Source organism: Methylocystis sp. NC52PC (assembly GCF_055698645.1).
On record NZ_CP170127.1, the window covers coordinates 1,480,262 to 1,497,665 of the forward strand.

Sequence of the window (17,404 nt, forward strand, 5' to 3'; positions counted from 1 at the left end):
GCGGCGGCTTTGACCGCATGGCGCCGCTTGCAATCACTCCGAGGAAAAACAGTTGTACTTGCGTGCGCCGCCGCGCGCAGTCGCTGTGAGACGTGCGCCCGCTCACATCGGGGGCGCGCCCGACTCGTTAATAAGAGGTTAACGAGAAGGAGAGAGCAGATGAAAGCGATCCTCGCCACGGGCCTTTTTGGAGCTGTCGCCATTGCGGTGATGACGGAGGTGATGAACGTCGTCGTGACCTTCACGGCCCTGCAGCATGCGGCCTCCTATAATTCCTGGATGTCGATGTGACCCTTTGAGGTTAAAGTCCCGCCCGGAAGCCATGGGGCGGGAGCGCGATGAGCTCAAGATCGTTTTTTTCAGTCATAACGATATCGACGCTTGTGTTCGTTTCCGCCGCGACGGCGCAGCCTCAGTCCTGGCCGGACAGCTTTCTGTCGCGCGTCGAAATTCTTGCGCTGATCCAGACGCTGAACGCTGAGCTTTTGACGGCGCGCAGCGCAACCGCAACCCTCGAAAGCTGGTGCGCGGCTCACAAAATGGCGCCCGAGCCGAAGATTGTGGCGCGGCGGGTCGCCGGTCCCGAAGTGTCTGCAAGCGCGGAAATTCGCCAGCGCCTGCGCTTGGAGGCCGGCGAGCCGGTCAAATATCGGCGCGTCGCGCTGATGTGCGGCGACCATGTGCTTTCCGAGGCCGAGAACTGGTATGCGCCCGGCCGGCTCACCGAGGACATGAACCGAACGCTGGAGACGACCGAGACGCCCTTCGGAAAGGCGGTGGCGGCTCTCCAGCCCTTCCGGCGCACGATCGAAGCGACGACGCGCTGGTCGCCCTTGCCCGCAGGGTGGGAGCTCGCGGCCCCGGCGGCGCCTACCCAGATGTCGGGCGCGCTCGCCCTCCCGCATGAGCTCTTCGAGCACAAGGCGGTGCTCTACACGGCCGAGCAGAAGCCGTTTTCCGAAGTGCATGAGCACTACACGAATGAAATTCTCAACTTTGCCGTCGCGCCAGCGGGCGGGGGCTAGTCGAACGTCGCCTGGCGGCGTACGGAGCCCGAGCTGTGCTATCTTGTGCAGACGACGATTTAACACGATGGGTCGCCCATGACGGACCAATGGTTTTACGCGGAGGCCGGCGAAACGGTCGGGCCGGTGTCGGCGGAAGCGCTGGCGCGGCGGATTGCCCTGGCCCAGGACGAGCCCCATTTCGTCTGGGCGCCCGGCATGCCGGAATGGGTCGACGGCCGCAGCTTGCCGCAATTCGCGCCCGATCCCGCCCCGCCTGCCGCCGCCTTGCTCGCGCGCTCCAGCGCCGCGCGCGCGGGCGCCGACGCCCCCTCTACGACCGCCCCTGGCTCCAGAAAACGAAAGCTCATGCAGCGCGCGCGGCATGAACTCGTCGCCTATATCTCCGTGTCGACCTATCTGATGGTCTGGTTTTTTGCGCTGTTGTTCTACAAATCGGCGGTCCTGCGCACTGTTGGCGTTGAATTCGCGCCGGTTGGGGTCGCCGTCGTCAAGGCGCTGATTCTCGGCAAGTTCATCTTGGTTCTCGAGGCCGTGAAACTCGGGGAGAAGCAAGGAAGCCACGCGATCCTGCTGACCCAGATCGTGAGCAAGGCGCTCATCTTTACGGTCGCGTTGGTGATCTTGAGCTTTGTCGAGGAGATCGTCGTCGGCCATTTTCACGGGCGCGGCGTTCATGAGGCTATGAGCGAGATCGCCGGCGGCTCGCTCTGGCAGCTCTTCGCCAGCGGCCTGCTGCTTTTTCTGGTGCTGCTTCCCTATCTCGCCTTCCGCCGGATGGCGCAGGAAATCGGGGAACTGCCCGAGATCCTGTTCACGCGCCGCAGCCTGGAGAAGGGGTCGCAAGAGGCGTAGCCTTCTTGCAAGGGAGACCGCGACGACCGCCCGGCGAACGCCTCGGGGCGTTGCTTGCAATCGCTCGCCGCATCTGTAAATTCCGGCAAGGCTTTGGCCGCGCGCGCGGATTGCCGGTCTCTTTCCCTGGATTTTGTGCCCATCGATGAAAAACAGGCTTATGGCTGTTCTCGCCGTCCTTCTCTCGACGGCAGTTGGTCTCGCGCTCGCCGAGGCGGCTTTTCGCTACATCTTGCCGCCGGTCCCCGGCAGCGAGGGTTCCGTCGCCGAATATATTGCGACCGCGCAGCGAAATCCCGGTGCGCCGCGCCTGTTTCCAGCGGGCTACACAGCCGTTTTCGACATCAGAGGTCTGTACCCGGACGCCAATAAGGTCGATTTCAAGATCGGACCGAGCCGTTTCATCCCGCCAGATCCCGCCGAGGGCGCAAAGCATAAGGTGCTGTTCCTGGGAGGCAGCGTCACGGAAGGCATCTTTCTGTCGCCCGAGCAACGATGGCCGGCGCGCCTGAACGACGACGGACAAATCGCGACCTATAACGCGTCCATGTCGCAGGCCGGGGTGCTGTCGCATTTTCCGACGGTGAGATATCTCGCCGAGCGCGGCGATCGGTTCGACCTCGTGGTCCTGGCGACAAATCACAATGACGCGAGCTGGTCGCGGCGCTTGGCGGAAATTGGTTTTCGATATGATCCGGCCCAGTTCCCCGCGGGCTCCGTTGAAATCTTCAAGCGGGAATTCGAACAGGCGCTCAGACCGGAGACGACCTCGTTGCGCACCGTGGCGTGGCTGCGTCATTTGATCCGCGTCGCAAGACTCAGCAATGCGTCGACAGCGCAGGACGCCGGCGCGTTGTCGCCGCATTCGATCGTCGTCGACGGACTGCGCCTCAGCCAGAACGGCACGCAGCTCCTCCCGCGCGTTCCCTTGAAAGACTGCGACGGCGCCGATGCGCCGGACCGGATTTCCGCCAGACTATACGAGGAATGGAAGGAAATTTTTCCGAAGTTCCGGCAGGAGGTCAAAGATCTCCTCGGCGCGGATTTGCTGGTTGTGAGCGAGCCGGGCGCATTCTCGGCGCCGAGCGAAAGCTTCTATGGAAGCGATCTGCGAGTCTTTCTGACCTGTAAGACCGCGGAAGGGGTTCGGGCCATCGATCTGAAGGATGCGGCCGCCTCCGAACGCGCGCGCGCCCGTCTCTATCTCGACGCAGCGCGTATGGCGGGCGCGGAAACCTTCGATCTCGCCTCGGCCATGGCTCCCGTCGCCGACGGGCCGCAGGGCGGTTCTTATTTCTTCGATTCCATCCATCCCACGCCGAAGGGCGCCGAAAAATTCGCCGAACTGCTGCGGCCAGTCCTCAAACAGGCTCTCGATCGCTCACAGCGCGACTGACGCGCAGGAGGCCGCCTTGTCGGGCGGCCTCCAAGACGACGTTACCTGAGGCAGCCTACTTGCGCATAAAGCTGATGACCGTGGCGCTCAGCGTGCCGCCGGTCAATATGATCGTGGCGCCGAGAACCAGCAGGGCGGCGAGGTTGAGCGTCAAGTCATTCGGCGCGCCGGCGAGAGCGATGACGCCCAGGACAATCGCCGTCAGACCCGCGACGGCCTGCAGCCCAGCGGATCCGGAGGCCATTTCGCTGGCGATGATCTCGCCGCCGCCGTGGGTGGCGGCGCCCGGTTGCCGTCTCGACGCCCGGCGCATCGCATAGAGCCGCCAGACGGCGTTACTGCTCAGGAGCAGGGCCGTCCCGTAGGCGATCACGGCGACGGGCGTCAGCGTGCCGGACTGAATGCCGAGCAAGGCGAGGATACCCAGAACGATTCCCGCTGCGCCCACCAGGAATACCGTGACGAGGCTGTTGCCGCCGAAGGAGTCGGCGGAAGCCTCGTCCATCTCCGCCGGAAACGTCACCTGAGCGTATTCGGAAACCATCGCCCCGCCCTGAATGAGAAGCGCGACCCCGAAGACAATTGTCGCGACCGCGCTCAGAGGCCCGGGCGCAATGTTGACGAGCCCGCAAATCGCGAGGACAACGGTGGCCACGCCGCCAACCGCGTCGATGAGCCCGCCGTACGCCGCCGCATTTTCAGCCGTTATGGCATCTCTGGTGAGAGACATCGCGCATACTCCGCCTCACGCCCCGCGCCCTTAGCTAGCAAGTCGACTTCATGGGGCAAGCACGGCAAATTCGACGCGGCGCGCGCGATCTCCAGAGGCGCTCGAGGTCAGCGGCCGGTCATCCGGCCGCTCCAAGCGATCGTCGCGTTGGCCCAGGCCCAGCGTTCGAGTCCGATCCACTCCTCAGGGCCAGACTGGGGATTTCCCTCCCGCGCCTCTTCCTCGGCGGCGCGCTTGAGCAGCTCGGCCAGGGCCAGACGCAGAAGGAGCAACCCAATTTCGTCGGGAAGGGACTCGTAGGTCACCGCTTCCAGGGAAAGACGCATTGACGCGCCCAGCTGCTGCATCGTCGCCAGCGTGGCCCGCGCTTCATCCTGCATTAATTCTTGTTGCTCTGCTCGGGTCCTCGACATCCGTCCCTCCCGTGCAACGCGCCTACACAGTCAACTTCCGAACGATCTAAGTAGTTCCCTCTAGGCAATCCTCCCAATCAGGCGACCCTTTAATTCCGCGCCGCGGGGAGAGTATGCGGTGCGCCGCGCACAAAGCCAGGGTGGTTTCAGTCGCCGCGGAGCGCGGGATAATCAACGTATCCTTCCGGTCCGTGCGTGTAGAAGGTTTCCGGTCGGAGCGCATTCAATGTGGCGCGGCGACGAAAACGGTCCGGAAGGTCCGGATTGGCGATGAATAACTTGCCGAAGGCGACGGCGTCCGCCTCGCCCGCCGCAACCGCCGCTTCCGCTGTCTCGAAGGTGAAGCCTTCGTTGGCGATATAGGGCCCGCCGAATTCTTTTTTCAAAAGAGGGCCGAGGGCGTCCGGGCCCTGATGCTCCCGTGCGCAGATGAAGGCGAGGCCGCGCCGGCCAAGTTCGCGCGCGACATAACTGAAGGTCGCCTTTGGATCGGAGTCGCCCATCGAGTGCGCGTCGCCGCGCGGCGCGAGATGCATGCCGACGCGACCCGGCCCCCACACCTCGATGACGGCGTCCGTCGCCTCCAGCATGAGCCGCGCGCGATTCTCGATCGATCCGCCATAGCGATCGGCGCGCTTGTTGGCGTTGTCCTGCAGGAACTGGTCGAGCAGATAGCCATTCGCGCCATGCAGTTCGACGCCGTCGAAACCCGCGCGCTTGGCGTTGGCCGCTCCGCGGCGATAGGCCTCGATCACGCCGGGAATTTCGTCGATGTTGAGCGACCGGGGCTCGGGGTAGGGCTGGAACGGGCGCAGCAGGCTCACATGACCCGCCGCGGCGATCGCGCTCGGCGCGACCGGCTTGGCGCCGTCGAGGTAGATCGGGTGAGAGATGCGCCCGACATGCCATAATTGCAGCATGATCAGGCCTCCCCCCGCGTGAACCGCCCGCGTGATCTCGCGCCAGCCCTCGACCTGCGCCTCCGACCAGACGCCGGGCGTAGAGGGATAGCCCACCCCCATTGGCGTGATGGAGGTCGCTTCCGAGAGAATGAGGCCGGCGGAGGCGCGCTGCGCATAGTACTCCCGCATGAGCGCATTGGGCGTGCGGCCTTCGCTAGCGCGGCAACGCGTCAACGGCGCCATGACGATGCGATTGGGCAATTCGAGATCGCCGAGCTTAACGGCATCGAAGAGCGTGGCCATGACGGCTCCGGAATCGAGTTAAGACAGCGGCGTTACAAGCCGCGCGCCCAGGCCGGCCGCAGCGGCGCGGCTTCCGGCGCGGCGATGGCGGCGTGCAGCTGTTGCAGGAGCCGCGCTTTGTCCGCGCCGAGCGTTCCTTTCAAGATCAGCCAGTTCGACGCATGGTCGCTGCGAAAGACGGTGCGCTTGAGCTCCAGCGCGGAAAGAAACAGCGCCATCTCCTGCATCAAGCCCAGGACGCTCAACGGCTCCCAGCCAGGAAAGTTCTCGCGAAAACGCGTCTCGCCCAGTGGAAAACTCACGACGAGGGTGGCGAGATACTCTGGTTGCGCGGCGTTCATCAGCGCCGCGGAATTCAACGCGTGCTGACGCGTGAGCGTCTCGCCGCCGAGGCCGTTCAGGATCATGACGGAGCGCTTGATTCCCGCTTCGCCCAGCTTGTCGAGGGCCTCGGCGGACGACGCGAAGGTCTCGCCCTTGTTCACGCGGGCCAGCACTTCGTCGTCGCCGGATTCCGCTCCGACATAGACGAGCGACAATCCCAGCGCCGCCAATTCTTGCAGCTCAGCGACTGATTTCTTTCGCAGATTGCGCGGCAGACAATAACTCGAGACGCGCCGGACGCCGGGCAGCTCGCGGCGGATCGTTTCGAGCACATTCGCCAGGCGGCGCGTGGACAGCGTCATGGCGTCGCCGTCCGCGAGAAACACGCGCTTGACGCCATCGCCGAAAGTCTCGCCGCAGCGCCGCAGGCTCTCGCGGATGTCGTCCTCGTCGCGCGGACGAAACCGCTTCTGCGGCGCCGTATACATTTCGCAGAAGGTGCATTTGTTCCAGGAGCAGCCGTTCGTCACAGGCACGATCAGCGACTCCGCTTCGCTCGGCGGCCGGTAAACGGGTTCGACATAGCGGATGGGGACGATGGTCATGCGCGCGCGCGGTTGCTCCTGCCGACAAGGGGCAAAGGTAACGCAATCGCGGCGAGGCCGAAAGCGCCGTCTGGCGTGGATTATCGCTTGGCCATGGCGCCGCCTGTCCGCCTGTCCGCGGCCTTCCCCGCATCGCCGTCTGGCGCGGGCTCCCAGCCGAAGACGCTGCGGCCCGCGTAATCGGGCGAGCGGGTTCTCTCCTCGTCGATGAACTCTGGCAGAGAGGGACCGACGGCGGTTCGCTCGAGGCGCCGCGCTTGCGCATCGAGCCGGCGCAAGGCCTCCAGCCTGTCGTCGTCGCCGAGCCTGGCGCGCGTGACCGCGCTTTTGAGCACGTCGATCGTCTTGTCGTAAACCGCGAGAGGGACGGGATAGGGATGCCGGTCCTTGCCGCCATGCGCGAGCGAGAAGCGAGCCGGATCGGCGAAGCGGCAGGGCGCGCCATGCACGACCTCGGCCACCATGGCGAGAGAGCGCACAGTGCGGGCGCCCACGCCCGGCACGAGCAGGAGATCGGCAAAATCTTTGGGGCCGCTGTCGGCCGCGGCGGCGAGCGCGCCATGCAGCCGGCGCAGCATGACGTCCTTGGGGCGGACGTCGTGATGGGCGGGCATGACCAGATGTGGAAGCAAGGGCTGCGTGGACGGCGGTTGCGTTTTTCCCTCGATCGCGGCCGCCTCGCGGGCGACGCCGTCGGGACCGAGATCGCGCAGGAGATCGAGCTGGCGCAGCCTTGACGCCTCCGCGCGCCGGTCCGTGAGATTGACGATATTGCCTTGGTTTTCGCCCTCGATCGCGGCGTGCGGCGCCTCGACGAAGCTTTTCAAGCCCTCCGAAAGCCAGTGATAGCGGCGGGCGAGCCGGGCGTCGCCGTTCATCCCCTGCTGAACGACGACCCACTGGCCGTCATCCGCGACGATGAAGCCATGCAGATAAAGGTCGAAACCATCCTGTACGGCGGCGCTGTCGACCTTGGCGACGAGGCGGCTCGCCTGCGCCAGCGCTTCTCCGTCGAAGCCGACGCGCGCGCCGATCGCCGCGAGCTCCAGCGGCGTCTGGCGGGAATGGCGGCCGCGGCCGCCGCAGACGTGAAGGCCGAGCTCCCCCGAGAGCGGCGCAAGACCGCGCTTCAGCGCGCCGACGACGCTCGTCGTGATCCCGGACGAATGCCAGTCCATCCCCATGACGGCGCCGAAGGACTGGAACCAGAAGGGATGCGCGAGGCGGCGCAGGAATTCCTCGCGCCCGTAATGGTGCACGATGGCCTCGGCGATCACTGCGCCGAGCCGCGACATGCGCTGACCGAGCCAGGCGGGCACGCGACCAGTGTGAAGAGGCAGATCGGCGCTGCCGGACCGTCGAGCCACGAAGCCTCCGAGAGCCGGGGGTTGATGACCAAAAAATGCGCGACTCGCGCCTGCGGCGCAAGGCCAGCGATCGAGACTTACATTTGGGTTGCGGGAGGGTCGATCTCGTGGACGCCGAGCGCTTGCAGCGCGCTCGCGCGCGACCGGCGCTCGGCTTCCTGGTAGAGCGCCTGCGCATCGATCACCGGGGCCCCGAGCGCCGCTTCGAAGCCTGCCCGATCGTCGTCTTCCACCGCCCGACCCGGCTCCGTCTCCGCGAGGTTCGAACGGAAGATCCCCGCCGCGCTGACCGGCAGGAAGTCTTCGTAGAGAATGGGCTCCGCGCGGAGAAAACCGCAGGCGACGAGGTCCTCGAGCGAGGAGGGCGGCGATGGCGCGTGGGTCGACGCTCTGTCTCCTCCGGCGGGAACGAATCTAAAATAAGCGAGCTTTTCGCGGCGCAGTCTGTCCATGTCGTCGGGGAACGCCTCGAAGGCGCGATCGAGCGCATGTTGAAAGCCAACCGGGTCGCTGGCCGGGAGCGGGACGCGCGCATAGACGTCGCGCAGAAGACGATCGTACAAGGCGCGGCCGGATGGGGTGAGCGCGGCGCCGCGCTGTTCGATCTCGCCGAACCGCGCCATGTGCAGGCCGCTCGCCCCATCCGCAAAGGAAATCGGTTCGGCGAGCGCCTTGAAGCTTGTTTGCCGCAGCAGGATGGGACAGCGCCGCCGCGGCGGTCCCTCGATGATCGGCTTCGGCGCCAGGTCCCGGGCGACCATGGCGCCTTGGGCGGCGTCGATGTCGAGGGCCGTCAGGGTCAGATGGTTGATATGAGGACCCTTGAAGCAGACGATGTCGGCCAGAAGCGGATGCGCTGACTGAAGCCGCGCATAGGTTTCGGCGGATGTGGCGGCCGCGCTACGCCATCGGAAGGTTTCGATCGCTTCCGACACAAATTCATCCGCAAGCGTTTCGGCGAGGCCGTCGTCACGATCGCGAATGTCGAGCAGGGCGCGACAGCGCGGCGTCAATATATCGCGCCGGCTCATGATTTTCGCCGCCTGCTCGCGCAAGTCCGCGTCGTTGATCAGGTCGAGCCGCAGAAGCGAGGTGAAGACGCGAAACGGACTGCGTCGCAAAGCGTCGTCGTCGATCGGCCGAAACGCCGTCGAATGCACCGGAATGCCGGCGGTCGAGAGATTGTAATAGCCGACGGGAAACATGCCCATGGCTGCAAAGAGGCGGCGGACGCAGGCGAGCTCTTGCGCGGTCCCGACGCGGATTGCGCCATGCCGTTCGAGATTGAGCCGGGTTGGCTCTCCGGCGTCGGCGCGTTCGCGCCCGAGTTCCGGATGCGTGCGACGCGTCTCGGCGTTCACGGCGGCGACGAGATCGCTCATCTCGCGATAGCGCGGCATCTCGGCCTTGTACATCGTCGAGAGCGCCTGCGCGAATTTTGCGCGAAGGACGTCGGGTGAGACTTGTAACGGTTTCATGCTAGGTTCCGTTTTGCGGCACGTCGAAGGCGACGCCCTGCGCCAGCGGCAGCTCTTGCGAATAGTTGATGGTGTTGGTGGCGCGCCGCATATAGGCCTTCCAACTGTCGGACCCCGCTTCGCGGCCGCCGCCACTGTCTTTTTCGCCGCCGAAGGCCCCGCCGATCTCCGCGCCGGAGGGGCCGATATTGACGTTGGCGATTCCGCAGTCGGAGCCTTCCGCCGACAGGAAGCGCTCCGCCTCCCGCATGTCGTTCGTGAAAATCGACGACGAAAGGCCGTGAGCGACCTCGTTTTGAAGCCGCATGGCTTCGTCGAAGTCCCGATATTTCATCACATATAGGATCGGCGCGAAGGTCTCCTGCTTTACAATAGCCGTTTGCTCGGGCATCGCGACCAGCGCCGGCCGCGCATAAAAGGCCGCGGGAAAGCGATCCGCCAGCGCGCGCTCGCCGCCGACAACGACGCCGCCAGCCATGCGCGCGTCATCCAGCGCGCGGCGCATGGCCCCATAGGCGTCTTCATCGATCAGCGGGCCGACGAGCGTCGCGTCTTCCCGCGGGTCGCCCACTGAGACCGACGTAAAGGCGGCGCGCAGGCGCGCCATGAGGTCGTCGTAAACCGTCTCATGCACGAACAGGCGTCTGAGCGTCGTGCAGCGTTGTCCCGCTGTTCCCATAGCGGCGAAAGCAATCGCGCGCACGGCGAGATCGAGCGACGCCGAGGGACAGACGACGGCGGCGTTGTTGCCGCCGAGCTCGAAGATCGTGCGCGCAAAACGCTGCGCGAGACGCGGCGCGATCGCTCTGCCCATGGCCGTCGATCCGGTCGCGGAGACGAGCCTTACGCGCGGGTCCTCGACGAGCGCGCCGCCAACCTCACGGCCGCCCTGAACGACGATCGAAAGGCCGTCAGGCGCGGAGCCAAAACGCGCAACCGCGCGCTCGAACAGAGTTTCCGTCGCAAGGGCGGTCAGCGGCGTCTTTTCTGAGGGCTTCCAGACAAGCGAATTGCCGCAGACGAGCGCGATCGCGGCGTTCCAGGCCCAGACGGCGACAGGGAAGTTGAAGCTCGTGATGACGCCGGCGACGCCGAGCGGATGCCACGTCTCCATCATCCGGTGGCCTGGGCGCTCGGTGGCCAGCGTGAGACCGTAAAGCTGGCGAGAGAGGCCGACGGCGAAATCGCAGATGTCGATCATTTCCTGAACTTCGCCGAGGCCTTCCGAGCGGATCTTGCCCGCTTCGATCGTCACGAGCGCAGCCAGTTCGCTCTTCGCGCGCCGCAATTCTTCGCCAAAGAGACGAACCAGCTCGCCGCGCCGCGGCGCCGGGACGTTGCGCCAGACAAGGAAAGCCGCGTCGGCGCATGCGATGGCGGCCTTGGTGGAGGCGGCGCCGCCTGCGTCGACCCTGCCGATGGCCTCGCCGGTGATCGGCGACCGCGCCTCGAGCGCGCCGTCGAGACGCCGGTTCGGCGCAACGCCGAGCCTTGCGAGGATGTCTTGCGTATCGCGCGCGATGTCGCCGGCCAGCGTCTGCGCCGCCATCCAAGGTCTCCATAGCCGCCGCCGCTGGCGCCGCGGCGTCCCTTGCCTAACTATCTATGGCGCGCCTCTCGCTGGTGCAGATGGCGCCGCGAAACGCCTGAGAACATGGGCCCAAGCTTCAACAATCCGCACTGTGCGCAAAACTATGATCCGCTTCCTGTCGTGCTGACGCGCGGTCAAGGCGCCTATCTCTGGGACGTCGAGGGCCGGCGCTACATCGACATGATGAGCGCCTATTCCGCGGTCAGCCTCGGCCACGCGCATCCGCGCATCGTCGCAGCGCTTGCCGAACAGGCGGGCCGCCTCGCGGTTCCTTCCCGCGCCTATTTCAACGATCGGCTCGCCCCGTTTCTCGCGGAGCTCTGCAGGCTCACCGGCCTCGATGTGGCGCTGCCGATGAACAGCGGCGCCGAAGCGGTGGAGACGGCGATCAAAGCCGCGCGACGATGGGGGCATTGGGTCAAAGGTGCGACCAATCCGGAAATCATTGTGGCGGAGGGAAATTTTCACGGCCGCACGACGACCATCATCAGCTTCTCATCCGAGCCGGACTATCGTGACGGTTTCGGGCCGTTCACGCCTGGCTTTCGCGCGGCGCGCTTCGGAGACCTGGCGGCGATGGAGGCCGCCGTCACGTCCGAGACGGTCGCCATTCTGGTCGAGCCCATTCAGGGCGAAGCCGGCATCATCGTGCCGCCGGCGGGATGGCTCGCCGGCTTGCGCCAGCTCTGCGACGAACGCGGAATCCTTCTCCTCGTCGACGAAATTCAGTCGGGCCTGGGTCGCACCGGCGCCTGGTTCGCTTACCAGCACGAAAATATCCGCCCGGACGGCGTCATGCTCGGGAAGGCGCTGGGCGGCGGCGTCTTGCCCGTTTCAGCCTTTGTCGCGCGCCGAGAGGTGATGGACGTGCTGACGCCTGGGTCTCATGGCTCGACCTTTGGCGGCAATCCGCTCGCCGCCGCCATTGGCCTGGAGACGCTGCAGGTGATCCGCGACGAGGGCCTCGTCGAGAAAAGCCGCGTCCTTGGAGAACATATGCTCGAGCGGTTGCGAAAGATACGCGCGCCCGCACTGCGCGCGGTGCGCGGACGCGGCTTGTGGGCGGGCGCCGAGATCGAGCCACGCTACGCAAGCGCGCGCGAGGCGTGCCTGCGCCTGCTCGAGAAGGGCGTGCTGTCGACGGCGACGCATCAAACCGTGGTCCGTCTCGCCCCGCCGCTCGTCATCTCGCGCGAGGATCTCGATTTCGCTCTGGATCGCCTCGAAGAAGTGGTGGCCGATCTCGCGGCGGTCCCCACCCGAGCTAACGCCGCCGCTCGCGCGGATAGGGAGGAAGCGTGAGGATGCGCGCATCCTCCACGGCTCCGCCGACCGTAAAGTGATAAACGTCCTGGAACTGCATATCGCCGGCCGCGAGGCCGAGCAGGGCGTGGACCTCGTCGTCGAAGAAGCACCCGATTCCCGTGCCGGCGAGTCCAATGGCCGTCGTCCAGAGATAGAGAACCTGGCCGATGAGGCCGGCCTCCCAGTGCAGGCGCCGATAGGCGAAAGGCCCCTCGTCGGCGAGCGTGCGCTCGAAATCGGCGATCATCGCGACGGCGAAACAGCCCTTGCCGGCGATCGGCTGCAGGCAGGCGGCGCGCGTGGCTTCCCGCTCCTGCGGCCCGTCCTTCAGACGAAACAGCCGGACGCCGGAAAGCTCGACAGGCGACCAGTCGAAGTCGGCGGAGAAAGCCGCGCGAAGGCGGGTCGCGCAGGTCTCGTCCCGCTCGAGGAGATAAAGGCCCGGCGCGAGTCCGGCGACGCGATGCACATAGAGAACGAGAGAGAGGCGCGGCTCGAACGGGAAGGCGCTCATTATCGGCTCGGCGCCCGGCAGAGTCGCCGCAAGCATGCGCTGGAAGGCGTCGAGCGAGAGGGTCGCAACGCCGTCCATGCGCTGGACGCTGCGGCGGCCACGCACGACGTCCGCGATGGGCGGCCCGTCTCCCTGCGGGGTCGGCCTCGGCGCGAAGGCGGGCGTCCGAGCGGTCGCCTCCTTGTGACAAAACCGCACGGCGAGGTCGACGACGGGCCAGGCGTCGTGATCCTCGCTCAGGCGATTGGCTGACCCTATAAAACGCCTCTCGGCCGCCGCGAGGCGCGCAAGATCGAGCGCTGGCGGCGGACCGCCGTCCACGGCGACCCAGAGCAGCGTATCGGGATGTTCTTCCTCGCGCCGGTGGAAGGCGTCCGGTCGATCGAGCCCGATCAGCGCGGCGATCTCCGTATCGGCGGGCGACGCCAGAACATGCGCGCGCCAGCCGAGCGCGGCGCCGGCCTGCGCCGCCGCGCCAATTGCATGGCCGGCGTCGAGCTGGCAGTAGCGAAAGGCGCGCTCGCCATATTTCCAGGCCTCGCGCCACGGAATCTGGGTCAGCGCGACAAGAAAGCCGCCAGAGGGAAGCAGGCGCGCCGCTGTGTAGAGGGCGCGTTCTTCGAGGGCGTGCTCGAGCGGCGCGTAATGATAGAGCGCGGCGGCGTCGCCAAGGCCTTCGACTGAGTCGAGCAGCGCATAGGCTTCAGTTGGATGGAGATTGCCGGAAGAGGGGTTGTTGCGCACGGCCCATGTCGACCCCTCGACGCTTTTCCACGCGCTGAGACCGAAAGCCAATTCGAAGAAGAGGCCCAGAGAATTGCGGTCGATTGGCCGCGCCTCCTCGGCAGGGCCGGGAAAAACGGCCGGCGCCTCTGCGCTCAGCGGCAAGTCGATAAGCCCTGCGCCGGCGAAGCGGCGATAGGGCGACGGCTGCGACGTCCAGTCGAGGAAGGCGGGACCCAGCGCATAACGATGCGGCGCATGCTTGGTGCGCTGATGATAGCCGCGGATGTCAGACGGAAACCGGTCTGCGCTGTCGTTCATGATCGGCGGCGCCGGGCACAAAAATTGTTAGGCATTGCTTTTTCTCATGCGATGAGGGGCCCCAAAGCCCATTCAAGAACGGCGCCCTTCGCAACGGTCAGCGAAAGCCACGAGGAATCAAATAGATGTCGTCTCCAGACCGAGCTGCGGCCTTCACCTTGTCAAGCGAGAGACATGTCGCCTTTGGCGCCTTGATAACATTGCGCCTGGCCGGCCAGCCCGAGCGCCGCTTCACGCGGCAGGAGGCGGCGATTGTCGCGCGCGGCCTCCAGGCGCTGGCGACAGGGGCAAGTCGGGAGCCGCAGATTTATATGAGCCCGGTTGCGAGCGATTATGATCTGGAGGCGCGCCTGATCGGCGACAATCTCGCCGTGACGCTCGAGGGCGCCCCTTCCGCTGTTCTTGCTTTGCCCGAAGCGTTTGCGTTGATCGCCGAATTGAAGCGGGCGGCGGGAGTTGAATGAATTTTCGGCCGGGTTAGATTCGCGCAAGCGAAAGCGCATCGCGGATTGCGGCGAGCCATATGCGGTCCGCGGCGCCGGTAAAATGCAGCCCGTCTTCCGTCATGTCCGGTCGGCGCACGCCATCGACCGAAACTGACGCGTTCAGGTCCACGGTGCAATATCCGAGCTGGCGACACAGTCGCGACAACAGCTCATTGGCTTTGACGATATGCGCTGTCCTGGCCGGATCGCTGGTGAAGGGCATGAGGGTCACGATCACCGTCCTCCCCTCGATCCGACGCGAAAGCGCAAGGAAATCCGCTTCGATCTGGCGCGCCTCCGCTTGGTCGAACAAGAGGTCGTTGAGACCGCCGTTCACCAGGAGGAAGTCCGCCGCAATGTCGCGGGATTGGTAGATTTGCCCGGCGATTTCCTTCAGCGTCGCGCCTCCCGTCGCCAGGTTGAGAACGCCGAAAGGATGCGCGGCCAATCTCCTCCAGGGGCAGGACGCCGCGAGGCTGTCGCCGACGACGATGAGTCTTGGAGAAAACAGGCCGCCGACGCGACGCGCCATGGAAAATTGCACCGCTTTGCGAACGGCGCCGTCCGAGAGAAGAAAAACCCCGAGGCAGAGCGACGCCGCTGCGACTGCGCCGACCACGAAACAGAATGTCAAAGATCGGCCTCCAATAATCGACCCGCTTGCGGCGAGAGACGCAAGCGATCCGCCCAGAAGAGTCTCACACAAGCCTTACAGCCACCAGACGCCGAAACAAATCGTCGCGAGCGTCAATGGGGCGCCAAGCTTGAAATGAGGCCAGAAACCGAGGTCGACGCCGCCCGCTTTCGCCTTCTGCGCGACGATCAGATTGGCGACCGAACCGACGAGGGTGAAATTGCCGGCGAGCGTGGACGCCATGGCGACGACGAGCCAAGACTTTTGCGGATCGGCCGCGCTCGAGACGAAGGGCTTCAGCACCAGAACCGCCGGAACATTGCTGACGACGTTGGACAAGCCGGCGGTGATGAGCGAAAGGGTCGCGGGCGCGTCGAGATCGAGGCGCCCAACGGCGGCGACGACGTCCGGCGTGATCACCGCCTTCTCGAGACCCGCCACAACCACGAAGAGTCCGACGAACATGAGCAGCAAGGGCCAGTCGATCTCCCGATAAACCTTTTCGGACTTTACCTTGCGCGTCAAAAGCAGGAACGCGCCGCCGACGATCGCGACCTTGGCGACGGGTTGTCCCGCGAAAAACAGGACCATCATGACCGCCGTGACGGCGACAGACTTGAGCATCAAAGCGGAGCGATAGCGCGTCTGCGGCGGCGTGATTTCAGGCAGCCTTTCTCGCGTGAGGAATTCATGGCGATAGACGAGCGCAATGAGCAGGATTGTCGAGAGCAGCCCAAAAAGGGCGACAGGCCAAAGAGCGCCCGCAAAGGCGCGATAGGGGATGCGTGAAAAGGCGCCGATCATCATGTTCTGCGGGTTGCCGGTGATCGTCGCCGCGCCGCCGATGTTCGAAGCCAGCGGAATCGCCATCAGATAGGGGACGGGATCGCGCTGGAGACGCCTCACGAGATCGAGAACGAGCGGCGTCAGGACGAGGCAGACTGCGTCATTGACAAGGAAGGCGGAGAGCAGGCCAGAGACCATCACAATTGCGATCAGCACCAGCAGGGGGCGCGTCGCGCGCGCCACGACAAAATCGCTCGTCACCCGGAAGAAACCGGAGAGGCGAAGGTTCGCGACCACGATCATCATGCCGAGAAGGAGCGTGATCGTATCCAGGTCGATGGCGCGGTAGGCGTCGTCGAGGGAAAGGACCCCGAGCCCGACCATCAGGCTCGCCCCGAGCAGCGCCGCCCCGGCCCGATCGAGCTGGAAGCCCGGCAACTTTCCGATCGCGATGACGAAATAGGTTCCGGCGAAGACCAGGATGGCGAGAAGCGCCGTCCCGTTGCGCCAGTTCAGCGTAAATCCCGGGCCAAAAAGCAGGTCCAGGGCTGCGCCCGCGGCGAACAGCGCCAGACCAGCGAGCGACGCCCCCGCGGCCGCCAAAACCACGGCGATTAAAGCTGTGCCGACGCCGTCCTTGGCCGCTTCGCCGCCCGTTCGCTCCTCCTCGCCCGCGACGCCTTCGGGGCGCTCAAATCTCGTGTCCATTGCACGCTCCGGAGGTCGATCGCGTCTTACCCATTCCGGCGAAGCCAAGAAGCGGATTCGCCGACGCGTTGAGCCCACGGCGTTATAACGCGCCGGTCGACGCATCAAGCGCGCACTTTGGGCGACGAGGGGCCGCGCGCCCGGGGAGCAGCGGACGCCGCCGCATGAGGGGGGATCACAATAACGGGATAAGACCCAGCAAGTCGTCAAAATGATCTTTTTTAAAATAAAGGGACGCCGTCGGTCGTGAAGACGACGAATGCAGGAAGGCCGCGGTGAGAACCGGGCCTTCCCCTGTCGCCGATGGCTGTCTACGGCGTTAGTTTGGATTTGCGGAGAAGACCGGCACGTCGCATTTCCAAAGCGTCGCGCTTTGGAAGAAAGTCCCCGAGCCTCCTGGCGGCGTCGGGTTTGTTATCACGGTGCCGCGGCATGTTCCTGTGATGCCGGAGTTGGGGTCCTTGCCAACCGGGCCGAACTTGAAGCGGCAATAGCCGGACTCGAAATACGCCTTCAAGCTTTCTCTCAACCCGACGGCGTTATGGTAAACATAATGATAAATCACCCCGTTCCCTTGTTGATCCACGCAAAGCGTGCCGGTCAGCGCGCCGCCGAGACCGGGAGATGGGGGATTCGGCGGTGGCGGACTGATCGCTTCGACGCCATTGAGCGGCGCGCAATTGTTCAACTCAGCCGGGTCTGGCGGGCAACAATTGAGCTGGATTTTGGGCGATTTGAAAACGGCGTAGCCGCCGCCGCCGCCAAGTTGCACGCAGATGTCCGACGCAAGCGCGGTCGACGCTCCGACAAGGAATCCAACCCAAACGACTGCAACGAATGATTTGTGTCTCATGGCTAAGCCCTCATAAACATTTTTACGAACAGCCACCCTCGACAGGGCGTGAGCTAGCGCCCGTGCGGGCGCTATCAAGCCTCTCA

General features: G+C 65.1%; 17 protein-coding genes. 6 read left to right on the plus strand and 11 right to left on the minus strand.

All coding sequences use genetic code 11. From position 1 onward, the window contains the following. Positions 1 to 159 precede the first annotated feature (159 nt). From ACETII_RS09055 to ACETII_RS09070, 4 genes are all read left to right on the plus strand, one after another. On the plus strand, positions 160 to 291 hold the full coding sequence (locus ACETII_RS09055) for a hypothetical protein (RefSeq protein WP_363350797.1): 132 nt from the start codon (positions 160 to 162) through the stop codon (positions 289 to 291). Between the two features lie 47 nt (positions 292 to 338). After that, on the plus strand, positions 339 to 1,025 hold the full coding sequence (locus ACETII_RS09060; RefSeq protein ID WP_472787817.1) for a hypothetical protein: 687 nt from the start codon (positions 339 to 341) through the stop codon (positions 1,023 to 1,025). Positions 1,026 to 1,103: 78 nt separating this feature from the next. Then, a complete protein-coding gene (locus ACETII_RS09065; RefSeq protein ID WP_472787818.1) occupies positions 1,104 to 1,880 on the plus strand; it encodes a DUF4339 domain-containing protein in 777 nt (258 codons plus the stop codon). Positions 1,881 to 2,025: 145 nt separating this feature from the next. Then, positions 2,026 to 3,276 (plus strand): hypothetical protein, encoded by a 1,251-nt coding sequence (locus ACETII_RS09070; RefSeq protein WP_472787819.1) that lies wholly within the window; start codon positions 2,026 to 2,028, stop codon positions 3,274 to 3,276. 55 nt (positions 3,277 to 3,331) lie between these two features. On the opposite strand, the gene ACETII_RS09075 is transcribed toward ACETII_RS09070, so the two are convergent. From ACETII_RS09075 to amaB, 7 genes are all read right to left on the minus strand, one after another. After that, a complete protein-coding gene (locus tag ACETII_RS09075) occupies positions 3,332 to 4,006 on the minus strand; it encodes a hypothetical protein (protein ID WP_363350805.1) in 675 nt (224 codons plus the stop codon). A 107-nt stretch (positions 4,007 to 4,113) separates the two neighbouring features. Next, positions 4,114 to 4,386: a hypothetical protein gene (locus ACETII_RS09080; RefSeq protein ID WP_363350807.1), complete on the minus strand. Its 273-nt coding sequence runs from the start codon at positions 4,384 to 4,386 to the stop codon at positions 4,114 to 4,116. 179 nt (positions 4,387 to 4,565) lie between these two features. Continuing rightward, positions 4,566 to 5,624: an alkene reductase gene (locus ACETII_RS09085; RefSeq protein ID WP_472787820.1), complete on the minus strand. Its 1,059-nt coding sequence runs from the start codon at positions 5,622 to 5,624 to the stop codon at positions 4,566 to 4,568. A 32-nt stretch (positions 5,625 to 5,656) separates the two neighbouring features. Continuing rightward, positions 5,657 to 6,553: a radical SAM protein gene (locus ACETII_RS09090; protein WP_472787821.1), complete on the minus strand. Its 897-nt coding sequence runs from the start codon at positions 6,551 to 6,553 to the stop codon at positions 5,657 to 5,659. Between the two features lie 80 nt (positions 6,554 to 6,633). After that, positions 6,634 to 7,920 carry a DUF763 domain-containing protein gene (locus ACETII_RS09095; protein WP_472787822.1) on the minus strand — a complete coding sequence of 429 codons (1,287 nt, stop codon included), beginning with the start codon at positions 7,918 to 7,920 and terminating at the stop codon, positions 6,634 to 6,636. Between the two features lie 77 nt (positions 7,921 to 7,997). Continuing rightward, positions 7,998 to 9,398 carry a 2-oxoadipate dioxygenase/decarboxylase HglS gene (hglS, locus tag ACETII_RS09100; protein WP_472787823.1) on the minus strand — a complete coding sequence of 467 codons (1,401 nt, stop codon included), beginning with the start codon at positions 9,396 to 9,398 and terminating at the stop codon, positions 7,998 to 8,000. A gap of 1 nt (position 9,399) precedes the next feature. Beyond that, positions 9,400 to 10,947, minus strand: coding sequence for an L-piperidine-6-carboxylate dehydrogenase (amaB, locus tag ACETII_RS09105; protein WP_472787824.1), 1,548 nt, complete (start codon positions 10,945 to 10,947; stop codon positions 9,400 to 9,402). 105 nt (positions 10,948 to 11,052) lie between these two features. Between amaB and rocD the strand changes: the two genes are divergently transcribed. Then, positions 11,053 to 12,291, plus strand: coding sequence for an ornithine--oxo-acid transaminase (gene rocD / locus ACETII_RS09110; protein WP_472787825.1), 1,239 nt, complete (start codon positions 11,053 to 11,055; stop codon positions 12,289 to 12,291). Here the strand turns inward: rocD and ACETII_RS09115 are convergent. After that, positions 12,254 to 13,852, minus strand: coding sequence for a SagB/ThcOx family dehydrogenase (locus ACETII_RS09115; RefSeq protein ID WP_472787826.1), 1,599 nt, complete (start codon positions 13,850 to 13,852; stop codon positions 12,254 to 12,256). The genes rocD and ACETII_RS09115 overlap by 38 nt on opposite strands. Before the next feature lie 125 nt (positions 13,853 to 13,977). Here ACETII_RS09115 and ACETII_RS09120 point away from each other — a divergent pair, with 125 nt between their 5' ends. Next, positions 13,978 to 14,316 carry a hypothetical protein gene (locus tag ACETII_RS09120; RefSeq protein ID WP_472787827.1) on the plus strand — a complete coding sequence of 113 codons (339 nt, stop codon included), beginning with the start codon at positions 13,978 to 13,980 and terminating at the stop codon, positions 14,314 to 14,316. A 13-nt stretch (positions 14,317 to 14,329) separates the two neighbouring features. On the opposite strand, the gene ACETII_RS09125 is transcribed toward ACETII_RS09120, so the two are convergent. The 3 genes from ACETII_RS09125 to ACETII_RS09135 all read right to left on the minus strand — a co-directional run bounded on the left by ACETII_RS09125 (position 14,330) and on the right by ACETII_RS09135 (position 17,237). Next, complete coding sequence (locus ACETII_RS09125) at positions 14,330 to 14,971, minus strand: SGNH/GDSL hydrolase family protein (RefSeq protein ID WP_472787828.1); 642 nt, start codon at positions 14,969 to 14,971, stop codon at positions 14,330 to 14,332. 75 nt (positions 14,972 to 15,046) lie between these two features. Beyond that, the gene (locus ACETII_RS09130; RefSeq protein WP_472787829.1) at positions 15,047 to 16,465 is read right to left on the minus strand and encodes an ArsB/NhaD family transporter; all 1,419 of its coding nucleotides are present in this window, start codon (positions 16,463 to 16,465) and stop codon (positions 15,047 to 15,049) included. Between the two features lie 319 nt (positions 16,466 to 16,784). Beyond that, positions 16,785 to 17,237, minus strand: coding sequence for a hypothetical protein (locus tag ACETII_RS09135; RefSeq protein WP_472787830.1), 453 nt, complete (start codon positions 17,235 to 17,237; stop codon positions 16,785 to 16,787). Positions 17,238 to 17,404: the final 167 nt, after the last annotated feature.

Coding starts and splice junctions, on each gene's coding strand:
- ACETII_RS09055 (WP_363350797.1), top strand. CDS start 160: ATGAAAGCGATCCTCGCCACGGGCCTTTTTGGAGCTGTCGCCATTGCG.
- ACETII_RS09060 (WP_472787817.1), top strand. CDS start 339: ATGAGCTCAAGATCGTTTTTTTCAGTCATAACGATATCGACGCTTGTG.
- ACETII_RS09065 (WP_472787818.1), top strand. CDS start 1,104: ATGACGGACCAATGGTTTTACGCGGAGGCCGGCGAAACGGTCGGGCCG.
- ACETII_RS09070 (WP_472787819.1), top strand. CDS start 2,026: ATGAAAAACAGGCTTATGGCTGTTCTCGCCGTCCTTCTCTCGACGGCA.
- ACETII_RS09075 (WP_363350805.1), bottom strand. CDS start 4,006: ATGTCTCTCACCAGAGATGCCATAACGGCTGAAAATGCGGCGGCGTAC.
- ACETII_RS09080 (WP_363350807.1), bottom strand. CDS start 4,386: ATGCAGGATGAAGCGCGGGCCACGCTGGCGACGATGCAGCAGCTGGGC.
- ACETII_RS09085 (WP_472787820.1), bottom strand. CDS start 5,624: ATGGCCACGCTCTTCGATGCCGTTAAGCTCGGCGATCTCGAATTGCCC.
- ACETII_RS09090 (WP_472787821.1), bottom strand. CDS start 6,553: ATGACCATCGTCCCCATCCGCTATGTCGAACCCGTTTACCGGCCGCCG.
- hglS (WP_472787823.1), bottom strand. CDS start 9,398: ATGAAACCGTTACAAGTCTCACCCGACGTCCTTCGCGCAAAATTCGCG.
- amaB (WP_472787824.1), bottom strand. CDS start 10,947: ATGGCGGCGCAGACGCTGGCCGGCGACATCGCGCGCGATACGCAAGAC.
- rocD (WP_472787825.1), top strand. CDS start 11,053: ATGGGCCCAAGCTTCAACAATCCGCACTGTGCGCAAAACTATGATCCG.
- ACETII_RS09115 (WP_472787826.1), bottom strand. CDS start 13,852: ATGAACGACAGCGCAGACCGGTTTCCGTCTGACATCCGCGGCTATCAT.
- ACETII_RS09120 (WP_472787827.1), top strand. CDS start 13,978: ATGTCGTCTCCAGACCGAGCTGCGGCCTTCACCTTGTCAAGCGAGAGA.
- ACETII_RS09130 (WP_472787829.1), bottom strand. CDS start 16,465: ATGGACACGAGATTTGAGCGCCCCGAAGGCGTCGCGGGCGAGGAGGAG.